The organism is Cellulomonas sp. NPDC089187 (assembly GCF_040685135.1).
Taxonomy (GTDB): Bacteria; Actinomycetota; Actinomycetes; order Actinomycetales; family Cellulomonadaceae; genus Cellulomonas.
Genome location: NZ_JBFBHI010000001.1, coordinates 815,836 through 833,004, shown reverse-complemented (window position 1 = coordinate 833,004; position 17,169 = coordinate 815,836). Strand labels below are relative to the sequence as shown.

At 69.5% G+C, this 17,169-nt stretch carries 18 protein-coding genes and 2 tRNA genes; 17 read left to right on the top strand and 3 right to left on the bottom strand.

All coding sequences use genetic code 11. The features are described from left to right. The first annotated feature begins 20 nt into the window (after positions 1–20). On the top strand, positions 21–476 hold the full coding sequence (gene rnhA / locus AB0N78_RS03955; protein WP_363386086.1) for a ribonuclease HI: 456 nt from the start codon (positions 21–23) through the stop codon (positions 474–476). A gap of 53 nt (positions 477–529) precedes the next feature. Here rnhA and AB0N78_RS03950 read toward each other — a convergent pair whose 3' ends face one another. Further along, positions 530–1,867, bottom strand: a complete 1,338-nt coding sequence (locus AB0N78_RS03950; protein ID WP_363386084.1) for a PTS transporter subunit EIIC — start codon at positions 1,865–1,867, stop codon at positions 530–532. A gap of 122 nt (positions 1,868–1,989) precedes the next feature. On the opposite strand from AB0N78_RS03950, the gene AB0N78_RS03945 reads away from it, so the two are divergent. From AB0N78_RS03945 to AB0N78_RS03925, 5 genes are read left to right on the top strand one after another with little or no spacing between them, the layout of a single operon-like run. After that, the gene (locus AB0N78_RS03945; RefSeq protein ID WP_363386082.1) at positions 1,990–2,748 is read left to right on the top strand and encodes a GntR family transcriptional regulator; all 759 of its coding nucleotides are present in this window, start codon (positions 1,990–1,992) and stop codon (positions 2,746–2,748) included. After that, positions 2,745–3,011 (top strand): PTS transporter subunit EIIB, encoded by a 267-nt coding sequence (locus AB0N78_RS03940; RefSeq protein ID WP_363386080.1) that lies wholly within the window; start codon positions 2,745–2,747, stop codon positions 3,009–3,011. Before AB0N78_RS03945 ends, AB0N78_RS03940 begins: the two co-directional genes overlap by 4 nt. Before the next feature lie 35 nt (positions 3,012–3,046). Beyond that, positions 3,047–3,277: a PTS glucose/sucrose transporter subunit IIB gene (locus tag AB0N78_RS03935; protein ID WP_363386078.1), complete on the top strand. Its 231-nt coding sequence runs from the start codon at positions 3,047–3,049 to the stop codon at positions 3,275–3,277. Continuing rightward, positions 3,277–3,738, top strand: coding sequence for a PTS glucose transporter subunit IIA (locus AB0N78_RS03930; protein ID WP_363386076.1), 462 nt, complete (start codon positions 3,277–3,279; stop codon positions 3,736–3,738). Before AB0N78_RS03935 ends, AB0N78_RS03930 begins: the two co-directional genes overlap by 1 nt. Positions 3,739–3,793: 55 nt before the next feature. Continuing rightward, the gene (locus AB0N78_RS03925) at positions 3,794–4,447 is read left to right on the top strand and encodes a pyridoxal 5'-phosphate synthase (protein ID WP_363386074.1); all 654 of its coding nucleotides are present in this window, start codon (positions 3,794–3,796) and stop codon (positions 4,445–4,447) included. Here the strand turns inward: AB0N78_RS03925 and AB0N78_RS03920 are convergent. Beyond that, positions 4,416–5,459: a DUF418 domain-containing protein gene (locus tag AB0N78_RS03920; protein WP_363386072.1), complete on the bottom strand. Its 1,044-nt coding sequence runs from the start codon at positions 5,457–5,459 to the stop codon at positions 4,416–4,418. The two genes, AB0N78_RS03925 and AB0N78_RS03920, sit on opposite strands and share 32 nt — an antisense overlap. Positions 5,460–5,544: 85 nt before the next feature. Between AB0N78_RS03920 and AB0N78_RS03915 the strand changes: the two genes are divergently transcribed. From AB0N78_RS03915 to AB0N78_RS03890, 6 genes are all read left to right on the top strand, one after another. Further along, a complete protein-coding gene (locus AB0N78_RS03915; RefSeq protein WP_363386070.1) occupies positions 5,545–6,363 on the top strand; it encodes a methyltransferase domain-containing protein in 819 nt (272 codons plus the stop codon). A gap of 17 nt (positions 6,364–6,380) precedes the next feature. Continuing rightward, complete coding sequence (locus AB0N78_RS03910) at positions 6,381–7,163, top strand: fumarylacetoacetate hydrolase family protein (protein WP_363386068.1); 783 nt, start codon at positions 6,381–6,383, stop codon at positions 7,161–7,163. Positions 7,164–7,214: 51 nt separating this feature from the next. Continuing rightward, positions 7,215–8,696: an alanine/glycine:cation symporter family protein gene (locus tag AB0N78_RS03905; protein WP_363386066.1), complete on the top strand. Its 1,482-nt coding sequence runs from the start codon at positions 7,215–7,217 to the stop codon at positions 8,694–8,696. Between the two features lie 10 nt (positions 8,697–8,706). Beyond that, positions 8,707–10,191 (top strand): glutamate--tRNA ligase, encoded by a 1,485-nt coding sequence (gltX, locus tag AB0N78_RS03900; protein WP_363386064.1) that lies wholly within the window; start codon positions 8,707–8,709, stop codon positions 10,189–10,191. Between the two features lie 235 nt (positions 10,192–10,426). Further along, positions 10,427–10,498: transfer RNA gene (locus AB0N78_RS03895), tRNA-Gln, on the top strand. Between the two features lie 102 nt (positions 10,499–10,600). Beyond that, positions 10,601–10,673: transfer RNA gene (locus AB0N78_RS03890), tRNA-Glu, on the top strand. 282 nt (positions 10,674–10,955) lie between these two features. Here the strand turns inward: AB0N78_RS03890 and AB0N78_RS03885 are convergent. Beyond that, positions 10,956–11,675 (bottom strand): IclR family transcriptional regulator, encoded by a 720-nt coding sequence (locus tag AB0N78_RS03885; protein WP_363386062.1) that lies wholly within the window; start codon positions 11,673–11,675, stop codon positions 10,956–10,958. Between the two features lie 87 nt (positions 11,676–11,762). On the opposite strand from AB0N78_RS03885, the gene leuC reads away from it, so the two are divergent. The 5 genes from leuC (at position 11,763) to AB0N78_RS03860 (ending at position 17,166) form a co-directional block, all read left to right on the top strand. Then, positions 11,763–13,217, top strand: coding sequence for a 3-isopropylmalate dehydratase large subunit (gene leuC / locus AB0N78_RS03880; RefSeq protein ID WP_363386060.1), 1,455 nt, complete (start codon positions 11,763–11,765; stop codon positions 13,215–13,217). Positions 13,218–13,245: 28 nt separating this feature from the next. Further along, complete coding sequence (gene leuD, locus AB0N78_RS03875) at positions 13,246–13,908, top strand: 3-isopropylmalate dehydratase small subunit (protein WP_363386058.1); 663 nt, start codon at positions 13,246–13,248, stop codon at positions 13,906–13,908. Positions 13,909–14,114: 206 nt separating this feature from the next. After that, positions 14,115–15,431: a UDP-N-acetylglucosamine 1-carboxyvinyltransferase gene (gene murA, locus AB0N78_RS03870; protein WP_363386056.1), complete on the top strand. Its 1,317-nt coding sequence runs from the start codon at positions 14,115–14,117 to the stop codon at positions 15,429–15,431. 26 nt (positions 15,432–15,457) lie between these two features. Beyond that, positions 15,458–16,168 (top strand): lysophospholipid acyltransferase family protein, encoded by a 711-nt coding sequence (locus AB0N78_RS03865; protein WP_363386054.1) that lies wholly within the window; start codon positions 15,458–15,460, stop codon positions 16,166–16,168. Then, entirely contained in the window at positions 16,165–17,166 is a 1,002-nt protein-coding gene (locus AB0N78_RS03860; protein ID WP_363386052.1) for an NAD(P)H-dependent glycerol-3-phosphate dehydrogenase, read from the top strand. The genes AB0N78_RS03865 and AB0N78_RS03860 overlap by 4 nt, the downstream gene beginning before the upstream one ends. The last annotated feature ends 3 nt before the right edge of the window (positions 17,167–17,169 follow it).

Genomic DNA, 17,169 nt, shown 5'->3' with positions numbered 1-17,169 from the left:
TGCGGATTAGGGTGCAGCCCATGAGCGAGGACACCCCCACCGTGGAGATGTGGACCGACGGTGCCTGCAAGGGCAACCCCGGCGTCGGTGGCTGGGGGGCGCTGCTTCGGGCGGGCAGTCACGAGCGCGAGCTCTTCGGCGGTGAGGAGCTGACCACCAACAACCGGATGGAGCTCACCGCCGTGATCGAGGCGTTGCGGGCGCTGAACCAGCCCTGCCGTGTCACGCTGCATGTCGACTCGCAGTACGTGATGCAGGGCGTCACCACGTGGATCGCGGGCTGGAAGCGCAACAACTGGCGCACCGCGGATAAGAAGCCGGTGAAGAACCAGGACCTCTGGCAGGAGTTGGACGCCGAGGTCGCCCGGCACGCGATCACCTGGCAGTGGGTGAAGGGTCACGCGGGCGACCCCGGCAACGAGCGGGCGGACCAGCTGGCCAACAAGGGTGTGGACCAGATTCGGGCTGCGGGCTGACACAGGAGTGGGCCGCCCGATAGTCGGACGGCCCACTCCGCATGGTGCTGCGGTCAGCTGCTGGGTCGCGGCTCGGTCGGCGCTCCGGTGTCACCGGCCACGGCGGCGGCCTGCTCCACGCGCTTCTCGTCCGCGGCCTCGGTCTCCGGGTCGTCCTCCCGGCCAGGCGTCTTCATGTTGAACTTCACGATGGCCCAGCGGAACAGGAAGTAGTACACGACCGCGTAGCCCAGTCCGATCAGGATCAGCAGCAGCGGCTGTTCCGCGATCCGGAAGTTGAGCACGTAGTCGATGGCCCCGGCGGAGAAGCCGAAGCCGTCCCGGATGCCGAGGGCGTTGACCAGGGCCAGCGAGGTGCCGGTCAGCACCGCGTGGATCGCGTACAGCGGGTACGCCACGTAGACGAAGCTGAACTCCAGCGGCTCAGTGACACCGGTGACGAAGGCGACCAGCGCGGCCGAGCCCATCACACCGGCGATGACCTTGCGGTTCTTCTTCTTGGACGTGTGGATGATGGCCAGGGCAGCCGCGGGCAGCGCGAACATCATGATCGGGAAGAATCCGGTGGTGAAGGTTCCTGCGGTCGGGTCCCCGTTCAGGAAGCGCGGGATGTCACCGCTGACCACCTCGCCGGCGGCGTTGGTGAAGTTGCCGAACTGGAACCAGGGCAGCGAGTTCAGCAGGTGGTGCAGGCCGAAGGGCAGCAGGAGTCGGTTCAGCGTGCCGAAGATGAATCCACCGAGCACGGCCGAGCCGGTGACCCAGTCGCCGACGGCGGTGAAGCCACTGTCGAACCACGGGTAGATCAGGGAGAGCAGCACGCCGATGATCACGGCCGCACCGGCGGTGACGATCGGCACGAACCGGCGTCCGCCGAAGAACGCCAGATAGGGCGGCAGCTTGATCCGCGAGTACTTCTGGAACAGCAGCGCAGCGGTCAGGCCGATGACGATGCCGCCCAGGACGCCGTAGTTGATCAGCTCCTGGGTCTCACCCTCGGCGGCTGCACCCAGGATGGAGGGCGAGAGGGCGTCGGTGACGCCGGTGAACACCAGATAGCCGACCAGGGCGGCCAGGCCGGTGGACCCATCCGCCTTGCGGGCATAGCCGATGGCCACACCCAGGGCGAAGAGGATCGGGAGGTTGTCCAGGAGGGCACCTCCGGCGGCGGCGAACACATCCGCGACCGGCTGCATCCAGGACCAGGTCCCGGCCACGCCATCGGCGCCGAGCATGTCGGCCTGGCCGAGGCGCAGCAGCAGAGCGGCGGCAGGCAGGGAAGCGATCGGCAGCATCAGGGAGCGGCCGATCCGCTGGAGTTGGGCGAAGCCGGGGATGCCCCGCTTCTGCTTAGCGGGGCCGCTGGCGGCCTCGGCGGTGATGGTGGTCATGGCACTCCTCGTCGCGTGCTGGCTGAGTGTCACCGATGTGACGCGGGCAACTTGTCTGGACCAGTTGCGCAAGAGTGGTCTGGACCACCAGGATGTGTCAAGATCGCCCGAAAGGACATGCGATGACGAAGACGTCCGGCTTCAAGCACCAGACGGTGCGGGCCTACCTGGCCGATCTGGTCGGTGAGCTCGGGGTCGGCGACCCGATCCCCTCCGAGCGAACGCTCTGCGAGCGGTTCGATGTGTCCCGGATGACCGTTCGACAAGCCGTGGACGCCCTGGTGGCCGAGGGCGTGCTGCGTCGTGAGCAAGGCCGCGGCACCTTTGTGGCACCCCGCCGGATCGACTTCGAGATGCGGCTGACCACATTCGGCGAGGAGATGCGCTCGCGGGGGATGGAGCCGGATTCCCGGGTGCTGTTCTCCGGGCAGGCGCCCGCCACAGCCGCCATCGCCGAGGCATTGCAGATCGCTCCCGGCGACCCGTTGCACCACCTGGAGCGGGTACGCAGCGCCGACGGTCTGCCGATGAGCGTCGAGCGGCTCTGGGTCCCGGTGTCCCTGGTGCCCGGGCTGTTGGAGGACGGCACCCCGGACAGCGTCTACGCCGCGCTCCGTGAGAACGGTTGCGTACCGTCCTGGGGCGAGGACACGTTGACCGCCGGCGAGGCCACCGAGCACGAGACCCGACTGCTCGGACTGCCGGTCGGCAGTCGCGTGGTGATGCGGGCCGAACGCCGGACCTACTCCGACGACGGACCGTGTATGTACTCCACGGCCTCCTACCGCGGGGACCGGTACAGCGTCTGGGTGCCGTTGAAGGCCCCCGGCGATGTGCTGGTGCCCCGGACCCGAACCAACGACGAGCAGGTGAGTGCATGAACACCCGTCGACTTCGCGTCGCCCCCGCCTCCAGCACCCAGGCCGCCGAGATCCTGGCCGGGCTGGGCGGCGTCAGCAACATCGTCGAGATCGAGCCGTGCACCACCCGACTGCGCTGTCTGGTGACCGACCCGGACCGGGTCGACCTGCCCGCACTGCGCTCCGCCGGGACCTTCGGCGTGATGGCGCAGGGACGGGTGGTCCAGATCGTGATCGGCCCGCAGGTCGACACGCTGGCCTCCGACCTCGACGACCTGCTCTGACCCCCGCACCTGCACCACCCACGAAGGAGAACACCATGAGTAAGGCAGCCCAGATCCTCGCCGCCCTCGGTGGCGACGACAACATCGTCGACCTCGAGCCGTGCATCACCCGGCTCCGGGTCGAGGTCAACGACCCCGAGCAGGTCGACGAGGCGGGGTTGAAGGCCGCCGGTGCGATCGCGGTGGTCTTCGGCGGTGACGGCGTGCAGGTCATCGTCGGCCCGGAGGCGGACACCCTGGCCGCGGACATCGAGGACCTGCGCTGATGGCGGCGCTGACCGTGCTGGCCCCGGTGGCCGGGACCGTGGTGGCACTCAAGGACGTCGACGACCCGGTGTTCGCTGGGGAGATCGTCGGACCCGGGCTCGCCATCGAGCCGGACCCGGTGGCCGGTGCCCGAGTGATCGCCCCGGTGGCGGGCACCGTGATCAAGATGCACCCGCACGCCTTCGTGCTGGCCACTGACGAGGGCAAGGGCGTGCTGGTCCACCTGGGGATCAACACCGTGCAGATGGGTGGCGAGGGATTCACTCTGCACGCCGCCGAGCAGGACCGGGTCGAGCCCGGGCAGCTGTTGGTGGAGTGGGACCCGGCAGCGGTCACCGCCTCCGGTCGTCCCGCGGTGTGCCCGGTGATCGCGCTGGACGCCGACCCGCAGACCGTCGCCCGTCTGATCGAACCCGGCGCGGTCGTCACGCCGGAGGAGCCGTTGTTCACCATCGGCTGACCTGCAGAACCGCACGTCCCGGGCGGCGGATCGAGGACACCGCGATACTGGTCGGGTGTCCTCGATCGCCGCCCGTCTGCGTACCCTGCCTGCCCTGACCGGCGACCTGCCCGAGGTCGATCCATTCAGTCTGTCGGCGGACCCCGCGGAGGCCTTCGTCGAGTGGTTGACCGTGGCGATTGATGCCGGTGTGCCCGAACCCCATGCGCTCGCGGTCGCCACCGTGGACAGCGCCGGGAACCCGAGCGCCCGGGTGGTGCTGTTGACCGACGTCCGCGACGGGTGCTGGGTCTTCGCCACTGACGCCCGCTCGGAGAAGGCCCGGGACCTGACCGCCGATCCGCGTTGTGCCCTGACCGTGTACTGGCAGCCGCTGGGCCGTCAGGTGCGGATCACGGGGCGGGCCGAGCACGTGCCCGAGGCGGAGCGTCGCGCGGACTTTCTGGCCCGGTCGCCGAGTTCGCGTGCCTCGTTGATCGCCGCGCACCCGGGGGAGTCGTTGGCCTCGGTGGAACAGATGCAGCAGGCGGTCAAGCGGGCCCGGGACCGGGTGGACCGTGAACCCGGGCTGGTCGCTGATGACTGGCAGGTGTGGGCGGTGCGCGCCGAGCAGGTCGAGTTCTGGCAGGGCGTCTCCGACCGGGCACACATGCGGTTGCAGTACCGCTGGGACGGCGTCAGGTGGGATCGCCGGTTGGTGTCGCCGTGACCTTGATGTCGGAAGCCCGGTAGGCGATCCGGTGCAGCGCCCACTCGGCCGGACCGCGGCCGATGTGGGTCCGCCAGGCCCAACAGCCGACGATGATCACGACCAGGAACGCCAACCAGACGGTGGCGGTCGGCTCCCAGACAACCTCGCTGCCCAGCAGCCGGATGGCGACGATGTGCCCGATGTACGCGGTCAGGGCCAGCGCCCCGGTGGCAGTCAACGGTGCCACCGCCCGCGGCCACCGCTCGGCGACCCAGAGGCAGCAGGCCAGCGTGACCAGGGCGACCCCGATGTTGCCGAGCACCTCCGGTGAGCTGGAACTGTGCGGCTCCGAGGTGATCAGCTGCGAGACGATGAAGGACGGGTCGTCGATCACCCGGGTGAGCACCGCCGCAGAGCCGTAGCCGAGCACCGCAGCTGCGACTCCGCCGCCGAGCATCCAGAGCCGGGTGGCCCGGGCACCCAGGTCAGCACGGGTGACGGCCACTCCCACCAGCAGGTAGGCGATCCACACCAGAGCCGGATAGTGCTCGCCGATCACCAGGTCGACCACCCCGGCACCGCCGGGCCCGGCCATCGTCGAGACCTGCAACCACATCCGGATCGGCGGGGCGATGAGTGCCACCACCGCCGCGCTGACCAGCAGTGCGGTCGATGAGGTTCGCAGCACGCAGGCGGCCACCGCGAACAGCACCGCATAGGTCGACAGGATCACCACCACCGGCGTGTTCATCAGAGCGAGCACGCCGCCGACACCCAGCAGCACGAACGCGCGGGCCAGGATCCGGATGCGGGACTGCACCAGGGGGACTCCGGTGCGGGGGAGGACGCCGCCGGACATCAGCGCGACGGACACTCCCGACAACACCACGAACAGAGCGGAGGGTCGGCCGTCCGCCACCTGGGTCAACGACCAGGGCAGCGGGCTGTCGGGGCCGCCAGGCGCGACATGGGCGGTGACCATGCCGAGCACCGCCAGTCCCCGGGCGAGGTCGATTCCGTCGATGCGCATCCGGTCACGGTAGTGAGGTGCTCTCACATCTCAGAAAGCAAGACAGCTGGTTCCGGACCCTGGGCGGCGGTTCTAGCGTGGCCCCGTGATCACCCCTGCATCCGAGGTCTACACCCACGGCCATCACGAGAGCGTGCTGCGTTCCCACCGCTGGCGGACCGCGGAGAACTCCGCCGCCTACCTCCTGCCTGCCCTCGAGTCCGGGCAGACGCTGCTCGACGTCGGCTGCGGACCGGGCACGCTGACCCTCGGCCTGGCTGCCCGGGTGGCACCGGGCCAGGTCGTCGGCATTGACCGCTCGGAGGCGGTGATTGCGCTGGCCCAGGACGAGGCTCGGCGAGCCGACGCCGGGAACGTGCGCTTCGTGGTCGGCGATGCCTACGCCCTGCCCGCCGAGGACGACAGTGTTGACGTGGCCCACGCGCACCAGCTGCTCCAACACCTCCAGGACCCAGTGGCCGCGCTGACCGAGCTGCGCCGGGTGGTCAAGCCCGGTGGGCTGGTTGCGGTGCGGGATGCCGACTACGCCGGCATGACCTGGTTCCCTCAACACCCGGCGCTGGACGAATGGTCGGCGCTCTACCACGAGGTCACCCAGGCCAACGGCGCGGAGGCCGATGCTGGACGACGACTGCACAGCTGGGTGTTGGAGGCCGGGTTCGACCCGGACTCGGTGGTCGCCACCGGTGGTGTCTGGTGCTACGCGTCGGACGAGGACCGGCGCTGGTGGTCCGGGCTGTGGGCGGAACGCTGCACCGCATCGGACTTCGCCCGGCAAGCCGTGGCACACGGTTTGGCCGACGAGGTCGGGCTGGAACAGCTCGCCGCGGGCTGGCGCGAATGGGGCGAGCAGCCGGGCGGGTGGTTCGCGGTGCTGCACGGCGAGGTACTGGCCCGGGTCTGACGTCTAGGCTTCCCGTCATGCGTATCGCGAGATTCACCACCGGAGACGACCCCCGCTACGCCATCGTCGAGGGTGAGCCCGGCGCCGAGCAGCTGGTGGTCATCACCGGCGACCCGATCTACACCCCGGTGCAGCCCACCGGTGAGCGCATCCCGCTGGGCGACGGTGTGCGGCTGCTGGCCCCGGTGATCCCGCGCTCCAAGATCGTCGGTGTCGGCCGTAACTACGCCGACCACGCCGCGGAGCTGGGCAATGAGGTGCCGGTCGCCCCGCTGCTGTTCTTCAAGCCGAACACCGCCGTCGTCGGCCCGGACGACCCGATCGTGCTGCCGGACTGGACCGAGGAGGTCTCCTACGAGGCCGAGCTGGCCGTGGTGATCGGCAAGGTCACCAAGGACGTCACCCCGGAGAACGCGCTGCACTACGTCTTCGGGTACACGGTCGCCAATGACATCACCGCCCGCGACGCCCAGCGCACTGACGCCCAGTGGGTCCGGGCCAAAGGATTCGACGGTTCCTGCCCGATCGGCCCGTGGGTCGTGCCCGGACTGGACGTCGAGGACCTGGCGGTGCGCGCGCGGGTGAACGGCGAGGCCAAGCAGGATGGCCGCACCTCCCAGATGATCTTCGACGTGCCGAACCTCATCGCATACATCTCCGAGGTGATGACCCTGCTGCCCGGCGACATCATCCTGACCGGCACCCCCGCCGGTGTCGGGCTGCTGGAGGACCGGGACGTGGTTGAGGTCGAGGTGGAGGAGATCGGCACGCTGCGCAACCCGGTGCTGCGTCGTTCCTGACCCGACCGTTAGGGTCTGCGGGTCCCGCACCCACCAGAACAGGAGCCAGGCGTGGATCTGCAGGCCGTGCTGGATCGGGTCACCGACACCCTCTACACCCACTGGTTGATCTACGTCCTGGTCGGCGTCGGTCTGTGGTTCACGGTGCGCACGGGTGCCGCGCAGATCCGGATGTTCCCGGCGATGCTGCGGCAGCTGGCGTCGTCGCGCTCCGGTGCCCAGGGCGGGATCTCCTCCTTCCAGGCCTTCGCTATCGGGCTGGCCTCGCGGGTCGGCACCGGCAACATCGCTGGTGTTGCCGTCGCGTTGACCCTGGGCGGCCCGGGCGCGGTGTTCTGGATGTGGGTGGTGGCGGCGGTCGGCATGGCCACGGCCCTGGTCGAGGCGACGCTGGCGCAGGTGTTCAAGGTGCGCGATCCGGACGGCTCCTACCGCGGTGGTCCGGCGTACTACATCGAGCGCGGCCTCGGCTCGCGCCGGTGGGGCATTGTCTTCGCGGTGCTGCTGGTCTTCACCTTCGGCTTCGCGTTCAACATGGTGCAGGCCAACACCATCGCCGGCACGCTCGGCTCAGCCCACGGGGTTCCGGTCGGCTGGACGGCGGTGCTGTTGGTCCTGCTCGCCGCCCCGGTGCTCTTCGGCGGCCTGCGCCGAGTCGCGCGCGTCGCCGAGGTGATGCTGCCACTGATGGCCGGTGCCTACCTGCTGCTGGCCGCGGTGATCGTCCTGCTGAATGTCACCTCCATCCCCGATGTGCTGGGGCAGATCGTGCGCGGGGCCTTCGGTCTGGACACCGCCCTGGCCGGGACGGCGGGTGGCATTCTCGCCGCGGTGCTGAACGGTGCGCGGCGCGGACTGTTCTCCAATGAGGCGGGCATGGGGTCGGCACCGAACACGGCCGCCACCGCCACCGTGACCCACCCGGTCAAGCAGGGGCTGGTGCAGTCCCTCGGTGTGTTCGTGGACACCATGCTGGTCTGCACCGCCACCGCGTTCATCGTGCTGTCCGCCGGTCCGGAGGTGTTCGTCCCCGGTCGCACGGAGCAGAGCGCTGGTGCAGTCCTGACCACCGACGCCGTGGTGCACGAGCTGGGCGGGTGGACCAGCGCGCTGATGACGGTGATCGTCTTCGTGTTCGCCTTCAGCTCGGTGCTGGGCAACTACGCCTACGCCGAGGTCAACCTGGTGTTCCTTCGGGTGCGCGGGCGGGGGCTGACGCTGGTGCGCGCCGGGGTGCTGATCGCTGTCGCCCTCGGCTCGCTGGCGGCGCTGAACACGGTGTGGGCCATCGCCGACATCGCGATGGCCCTGATGGCGACGGTGAACCTCGTCGCGATCCTGCTGCTGTCCCGGTGGGCGCTGGGCACGCTCGCGGACTACCGACGCAGTCGGGCGGCCGGTGGCGACGAGCGATTCATCGGGCACGGCAACCCCCTGCTGCCCGCGGATGTGCCCGGTGACATCTGGGCACCCGATGCACAGGACGGTCCACCCCGCACGGAGACGACAGGTCGGGCTCCGCGGGCTCGCTAGGCTGGCGGGCGTGACCTCCGACATCCGCGTTCGCTTCTGCCCGTCCCCGACCGGAACCCCGCATGTCGGGCTGATCCGGACCGCCCTGTTCAACTGGGCCTACGCCCGGCACGTCGGCGGGACGTTCGTGTTCCGGATCGAGGACACCGACCCGGCACGCGACTCTGAAGAGAGCTACCAGCAACTGCTGGACGCACTGCGGTGGCTCGGCCTGGACTGGGACGAGGGCGTCGAGGTCGGCGGTCCGCATGAGCCCTACCGCCAGTCGCAGCGGATGGATCTCTACCGTGACGTCGCCCGGCGTCTGCTGGAGGGCGGCTACGCCTACGAGTCCTTCACTACCCCGGAGGAGGTTGAGGCCCGGCACCGCGCGGCGGGGCGCGACCCCAAGCTGGGCTACGACGGGTACGACCGGCACCTGACCGAGGAGCAGAAGGCCGCCTACCGCGCGGAGGGCCGCGAGCCGGTGCTCCGCCTGCGGATGCCGGAGGAGGACATCACCTTCACCGACCTGGTCCGCGGCGAGGTCACCTTCAAGGCCGGGGCGGTACCGGACTACGTCATCGTCCGGGCGAACGGCCACCCGCTGTACACCCTGGTCAACCCCATCGACGACGCGCTGATGAACATCACGCACGTGCTGCGCGGCGAGGATCTGCTGTCCAGCACCCCGCGTCAGGTCGTGCTCTACCGGGCGCTGCTGGAACTCGGCGTGGCCAGTGTGATGCCCCAGTTTGGTCACCTGCCCTACGTGATGGGGGAGGGCAACAAGAAGCTGTCCAAGCGCGACCCGGAGTCGAACCTGTTCCTGCACCGGGAGCGCGGTTTCACCCCGGAGGGCCTGCTCAACTACCTGTCGCTGCTCGGCTGGTCCATCGGCCCGGACCGGGACATCTTCACCGTCCCGGAGCTGGTCGAGGCCTTCGACATCCACGACGTGAACCCGAACCCGGCGCGCTTCGACCTGAAGAAGGCCGAGGCGATCAACGCCGACCACATCCGAATGCTCGACGCCGAGGACTTCCGCGACCGCCTGGTGCCCTACCTGCACCGCGCCGGACTGGTCGCGGCGGACTCCTATGCCGACCTGGAGCCCGCGCACCGTCAGCTCCTGGACGCCGCGGCCCCGCTGATCCAGACCCGGATCAAGCTGCTCGGCGAGGCACCGGACATGCTGGGCTTCCTGTTCGTGTCCGACGCCGACCTGGTGATCGAGGACGACGCGAGGGCTGCGCTCAAGGGTGAGCCCGCGCAGGTGCTGGATGCCGCCGTCGCCGCGCTGGAGCCCCTCACCGACTTCGGCACCGCGACGGTGGAAGAGGCGCTGCAGAGCGCCCTGGTGGACGGGCTGGGCATCAAGCCCCGGTTCGCCTTCACCCCGTTGCGGGTGGCGGTCTCTGGTCGCCGGGTGTCGCCGCCGCTGTTCGAGTCGCTGGAGCTGCTGGGCAAGGAGTCGTCGCTGGCTCGGATCGCTGCCCTGCGCGCCACGCTCTGACGGACACCTGCCCTCACTGGCCCACGGTGTCACGGCCGGTGGGGGCGGTTCCGTGGTCGGTGCGGCCCTCGGCCGGGGGTGATCGGCGGCACATCGGAGCCGGTTTGGTCTGAGGGCCAGTGGTCCGGTAATGTTCCCGGTCGGTACGGCGTCCACTGCGCGCCGGTCCTCCTCTCCCTCGTGGCGCTGGTCGCCGCGATGGAAAGCGGCCGAACCAGGGGAAATGCCCGACCATTGGGGTATGGTGTAATTGGCAGCACGAGTGATTCTGGTTCACTTAGTCTAGGTTCGAGTCCTGGTACCCCAGCGCACGACCTGAGAGAGATGTCCGATCCGGGCGGATTTCACAGGGCGAGCAGGATGCTGTAGAGTAGTTCCCGGTCAAGCCCGCAAGGGACTGATCACTTAGGCCCCCATCGTCTAGCGGCCTAGGACGCCGCCCTCTCACGGCGGTAACAGGGGTTCAAATCCCCTTGGGGGTACAGAGGAAAGGCCCGATCACAGGAATGTGGTCGGGCCTTTCTGGTGTGTGCTTGGGGAATGCCGCAGTCGAGGTTCGACGATCCGGGTGTGACTTAGCGGTCCTGTCCCGGGGCCTCGGCCACGCGAACCTGGGGCACGCAAGCCTGGACCGTGCGTGCTCGGGCGGCATGTGCCTGGACCGCGCGAGCATGGAGCGCACGAGGTCGGACCGCGCGAGGCCGGACCGCACGAGGCCGGACTGCCCCGCAGGGCAGCCCGGCCTCGGATCGACTCGGGTCGGCTCAGTCCGCAGTGCGCCGTAGGACCTCGGTCAGCCGGTTCGCCGCCGACACCACCGCGGCGGCGTGCAGTCGACCGGGCTGACGGGACAGTCGCTCCACCGGTCCGGAGATCGACACGGCAGCCACGACGCGCCCGGACTGTCCGCGCACGGGGGCGGAGACCGAGGCCACGCCGACCTCACGTTCGGACACCGACTGTGCCCAGCCGCGGCGTCGCACCCCGGACAGGATGGTGGCGGTGAATTTGGAGCCTTGGAGCCCGCGGTGCAGCCGGTCCGGCTCCTCCCAGGCGAGCAGGATCTGTGCGGCGGATCCGGCGGTCATCGTCAACGTGGCGCCGACCGGGATCGAATCGCGCAAACCGATCGGGCGCTCGGCCGCGGCCACGCAGATCCGCTGATCGCCCTGTCGACGGTACAGCTGGGCGCTCTCGCCGGTGTGGTCGCGCAGGGCGGTCAGCACCGGGCCCGCGGCGGCCAGCAGGCGGTCCTCGCCCGCGGCGCTGGACAGTTCGCTCAGCCGGGGCCCGAGCACGAATCTGCCCTGCATGTCGCGGCCGACCAACCGGTGATGTTCCAGCGCCACGGCCAACCGGTGGGCAGTCGGCCGGGCCAGGTGGGTGGCGTTGACCAGCTGCGCGAGGGTGGCGGGGCCCGCCTCCAGAGCGTTGAGGACGGCCGCGGCCTTGTCCAGAACGCCGACTCCGCTAGAGTTGTCCATAGGTCGATATTGGCGTCTCATTCGCTGAGACGCAAGTGCGATACCGACATCAGCATCTCAGCGAGCCCCCACGCGAGAGGATCAGACATGGCCGGCACCCTGGCGGAGAAGGTGTGGGACGCCCACATCGTGCGACGAGGCACGGACGGCGCCCCAGACCTGCTCTACATCGACCTGCACCTGGTGCATGAGGTCACCAGCCCGCAGGCATTCGAGGGTCTGCGGCTAGCCGGACGTCCGGTACGCCGCCCGGATCTGACCCTGGCCACCGAGGACCACAACACCCCGACGCTGGATATCGACCTGCCCATCGCGGACGAGACCAGTCGCACCCAGATCGACACTCTGCGCAACAACGCGAAGGAGTTCGGCATCCGGCTGCACTCGCTGGGTGATGCGGACCAGGGGATCGTGCACCAGGTCGGTCCGCAGCTGGGGCTGACCATGCCGGGGCTGACCGTGGTCTGCGGTGACTCGCACACCTCCACCCACGGGGCCTTCGGTGCGCTGGCCTTCGGGATCGGCACCAGCGAGGTCGAGCACGTGCTCGCCACCCAGACCCTGCCGCTGGCCCCGTTCAAGACCATGGCGATCACGGTCAACGGGCAGCTGCCGCTGGGTGCTACTGCCAAGGACATCATCCTGGCCGTGATCGCCAAGATCGGTACCGGAGGCGGGCAGGGCTACGTGCTCGAGTACCGCGGCGAGGCCATCCGCTCCCTGTCGATGGAGGGCCGGATGACGATCTGCAACATGTCGATCGAGGCCGGAGCCCGTGCGGGGATGATCGCGCCGGACCAGACCACCTTCGACTACCTCAAGGGCCGCCCGCACGCCCCGGAAGGCGCGGACTGGGACGCCGCGGTGGAGTACTGGTCGACGCTGCGCAGCGACGACGACGCCACCTTCGACACCGAGGTGATCATCGAGGCCGCCGAGCTGGAGCCCTTCGTCACCTGGGGCACCAACCCGGGCCAGGGGCTGCCGCTGTCCGGCAACGTGCCGGTGCCGGAGCAGATCGCCGACGCGAACGAGCGGGTCGCCGCCGAGCGGGCCATCGAGTACATGGGACTGACGCCGGGTCAGCCGCTGCGGGAGATCGCGGTGGACACCGTGTTCATCGGGTCCTGCACCAACGGTCGGATCGAGGATCTGCGGGCCGCCGCCAAGCTGATGCGGGGTGCCAAGAAGGCTGACTCGGTGCGCGTCCTGGTCGTGCCGTCCTCGGCGCGGGTGCGGCTCCAGGCGGAGGAGGAGGGCCTGGACCGGATCTTCCTGGACTTCGGGGCCGAGTGGCGCAACGCCGGTTGCTCGATGTGCCTGGGCATGAACCCGGATCAGCTGGCACCGGGGGAGCGCTCGGCCTCCACCTCCAACCGCAACTTCGAGGGTCGGCAGGGCAAGGGCGGACGGACTCACCTGGTGTCCCCGCTGGTCGCCGCCGCCACCGCCATCCGCGGCACGCTGTCGTCGGTCGCCGACCTCGGTGAGGGCGTCGAGGTGCCGGACGGATCCCCGCTCACCGACCTGCAGCCCGCCTGATCCCGACGAATCGAATCGAGAACTGACGATGGAGAAGTTCACTCAGCACACCGGCGTCGGGGTCCCGCTGCGGCGCAGCAATGTCGACACCGACCAGATCATCCCGGCGGTGTACCTCAAGCGGGTCACCCGCACCGGGTTCGAGGACGCACTGTTCTCGGCCTGGCGCAATGACCCGGAGTTCGTGCTCAACCAGGACGCCTACCGTTCGGGGTCGGTGCTGGTGGCCGGTCCGGACTTCGGCACCGGGTCCTCGCGGGAGCACGCGGTGTGGGCGCTCAAGGACTACGGCTTCAAGGCCGTGCTGTCGGCCCGATTCGCGGACATCTTCCGCGGTAACTCCGGCAAGCAGGGTCTGTTGGCCGCCCAGGTCGCGCAGGAGGACATCGAGCTGATCTGGAAGGTGCTGGAGACTCACCCCGGTGCCGAGATCACCGTGGACCTGGCGACCCGCACGGCGACCTGCGAGGACGTCGTGGTGCCGTTCCACGTCGACGACTACACCCGCTGGCGGCTGATGGAGGGACTGGACGACATCGGTCTGACCCTCCAGCACGAGGAGGAGATCACCGCCTTCGAGCAGACCCGTGCCGCCTGGCGACCGAAGACGCTCCCGGCCAAGCACCTCCCGCCCGCCCCTGTTCGCCCGGCACGTCCCATCGAGCTCACCCTGGGCCGCCGCCCCGCCTGAGCCCCCGAACTCACCCCGGCCTCGCCTGAGCCCTCCGAACCTGCCCGGGCTCTGCCTGAGCCCTTCCCGAGCTCACTCTGGGCCCGTCGAGACTACGGAAACCGACGCTGAACGCTCTGTTCGGCGTCGGTTTCTGTCATCTCGACGCGGGACGGTCGCAGCGTGGTGCGCGGGCTGTGCGGGCACGGTGGGGGATGATGTGCGGCATGAGTGATCTGCTGTACGTGAACGGTGGGACTCCCTTGAGTGGGGAGATCACTGTGCGGGGGGCGAAGAACTTCGTCTCGAAGGCGATGGTGGCGGCCCTGCTGGGCGAGACGCCCTCCGAGCTGCGCAATGTGCCGCAGATCCGCGACGTCGGCGTGGTGACCGGGCTGCTGGAGCTGCACGGTGTCCGGGTCGAGGCCGACGCCGAGGCCGGTGTGCTCAAGCTCGACCCGTCGGCGGTTGAGTCGGCGCATGTGGCGGATATCGACGCCCATGCCGGGTCCAGCCGGATCCCGATCCTGTTCTGCGGCCCGCTGCTGCACCGGCTCGGTGAGGCCTTCATCCCCGACCTGGGCGGCTGCCGGATCGGCGACCGGCCGATCAACTACCACCTGGACATCCTGCGGCAGTTCGGCGCGGTGGTGGACAAGCGGGACAGCGGCATCCACATCCGGGCACCGCGTCGGCTCCAGGGCACCAAGATCGCGTTGCCGTACCCCAGTGTCGGGGCGACCGAGCAGCTGCTGCTGACCGCGGTCCGGGCCGAGGGCATCACCGAACTGTCCAACGCGGCCATCGAGCCCGAGATCATGGACCTGATCAACGTCCTGCAGAAGATGGGCGCGATCATCTCGGTCGACACCGACCGGGTGATCCGGATCGAGGGTGTGGACCGGCTGACCGGATTCCAGCACACCGCCCTGGCCGACCGGATTGAGGCGGCCTCCTGGGCGTCCGCGGCGCTGGCCACCGGCGGCGACATCTACGTGCGCGGGGCGACCCAGCCGGAGATGACCACCTTCCTCAACACCTTCCGCAAGGTCGGCGGCGAGTTCACCATCGACGATGACGGCATCCGGTTCTTCCACCCCGGCGGCGACCTGCGGTCCATCGTGCTGGAGACCGACGTGCACCCTGGGTTCATGACCGACTGGCAGCAGCCGCTGGTGGTGGCGCTGACCCAGGCCAAGGGGCTGTCCATCGTGCACGAGACCGTGTACGAGAACCGGTTCGGCTTCACCGATGCGCTGCGGGGGATGGGTGCCACCATCCAGGTCTACAAGGAGTGTCTGGGCGGGCGTCCCTGCCGGTTCGGGCAGCGGAACTTCTACCACTCCGCGGTGATCTCCGGCCCGACGCCGCTGTCCGCTGCCGACATCGAGGTGCCGGATCTGCGCGGTGGATTCAGCCATCTGATCGCGGCCCTGACCGCCAAGGGCACCTCCCGGGTGCGCGGGATCAGCCTGATCGACCGGGGCTACGAGCGGTTCATGGACAAGCTGACCGCGTTGGGTGCGGAGTTCGACCGGGACTGAACACCGCCCGGGTAGCATCGCTTCCCGTGCATCCTGCCCGATCGAACCGTGCCTATCGCAACGTCGCCCGTCTGCTGCGGCCGCTGCTCTACGCGATCCAGCGTCGTGACTGGCGAGGTCAGGAGCACCTGCCGACGGACAGCGGATTCATCGCCGCGGGGAACCACATCACCAACCTGGACCCGGTGACCTTCGCGCACTACCTGTACGACAGTGGGGTCGCGCCGAAGATCATGGCCAAGTCCTCGCTGTTCTCCGTCCCGGTGCTGGGCTGGGTGCTGCGGGTGACCGGGCAGATCCCGGTGTTCCGTGGCACCTCGGAGGCCGGACGGTCGTTGGAGGCGGCCGAGGTGGCGCTGGCTGACGGGGAGTGTGTCGCGGTCTTCCCGGAGGGCACGCTCACCCGTGATCCGGACCTGTGGCCGATGCTGGCGAAGACCGGTGTCGCACGCCTCGCATTGGACACCCGGGTGCCGGTGGTGCCGATCGCCCAGTGGGGTGCGCAGGATCTGCTCGCGCGCTACGGGAAGGTGTTCAAGCCGATCCCGCCCAAGAGGGTGACTGTGGTGGCCGGGCCTGCGGTGGACCTGTCCGACCTGTACGACCGACCCCGGGACGCGGCAGTCCTGCGGGAGGCCACCGCCCGCATCATGGCCGCGATCACCGCACAGCTGGCCGAGATCCGCGGTGAGGAGCCCCCGACCGAGGCCTTCGACATGCGGAAGAGCAAGGCATGACCCGGGCGACGGTGTTGGGCGCCGGGGCGTGGGGGACCACCTTTGCCGCGGTGCTGGCCGATGCGGGCTGTGAGGTCAGGGTCTGGGGCCGGGACGCCGCGGTCTGCGCCCAGATCACACAGGAGCGGCGCAATGAGCGCTACCTGCCCGGTGTCGAGCTGCCGGAAGGGGTCACCGGCGAGGCTGATCTGCTCCGCGCAGCGCAGGACGCACAGGTGGTGGCGGTGGCTGTTCCGGCCCAGTCCGCCCGTGCGGCCCTGGCCCCGTTGAGCGGCACCCTGGGGGAGCAGACCGTGGCGGTCTCCCTGATGAAGGGGGTCGAGCTGACCACCCACCGGCGGATGAGCCAGCTGCTGGCCGAGGCGCTGGATCTGCCCGAGCGGCGGGTGGCGGTGCTCTCCGGCCCGAACCTCGCCGACGAGATCGCCGTCCGGCAGCCCACCGCCACTGTGGTGGCTGCCAGCGATCCGTCCACCGCGGAGCTGGTCGCCCAGGCCTGCGCCAACCCGTACTTCCGGCCGTACACCAACGATGACGTGGTGGGTGTCGAGCTGTGCGGGGCGGTCAAGAACGTCATTGCGCTGGCGGTCGGCATTTCTCAGGGCCGGGGCTTCGGCTACAACACGATGGCCACCGTGATCACCCGCGGCCTGGTCGAGATCACCCGTCTGGGACTGGCGCTCGGTGCCCGGGCGGAGACCTTCGGCGGGTTGGCGGGGATGGGCGACCTGATGGCCACCTGCGCCTCACCGCAGTCGCGTAACCACCGGCTGGGCGTGCACATCGGTCAGGGTCTGAGCCTGGACGAGGCCATCGTGGCCACGGGGGGCACCGCAGAGGGCGTCAAGACCTCCCGCTCGGTGCTGGATCTGGCCGAGCGCGCTGGGGTGGAGATGCCGATCACCGCGGCGGTGGTGCGGGTGCTGGACGAGGAGCTGCCGGTGGACGCGCTGGCACCGCTGCTGTTGGAACGGCCGCGCAAGGCCGAAGGGCTCTGACCG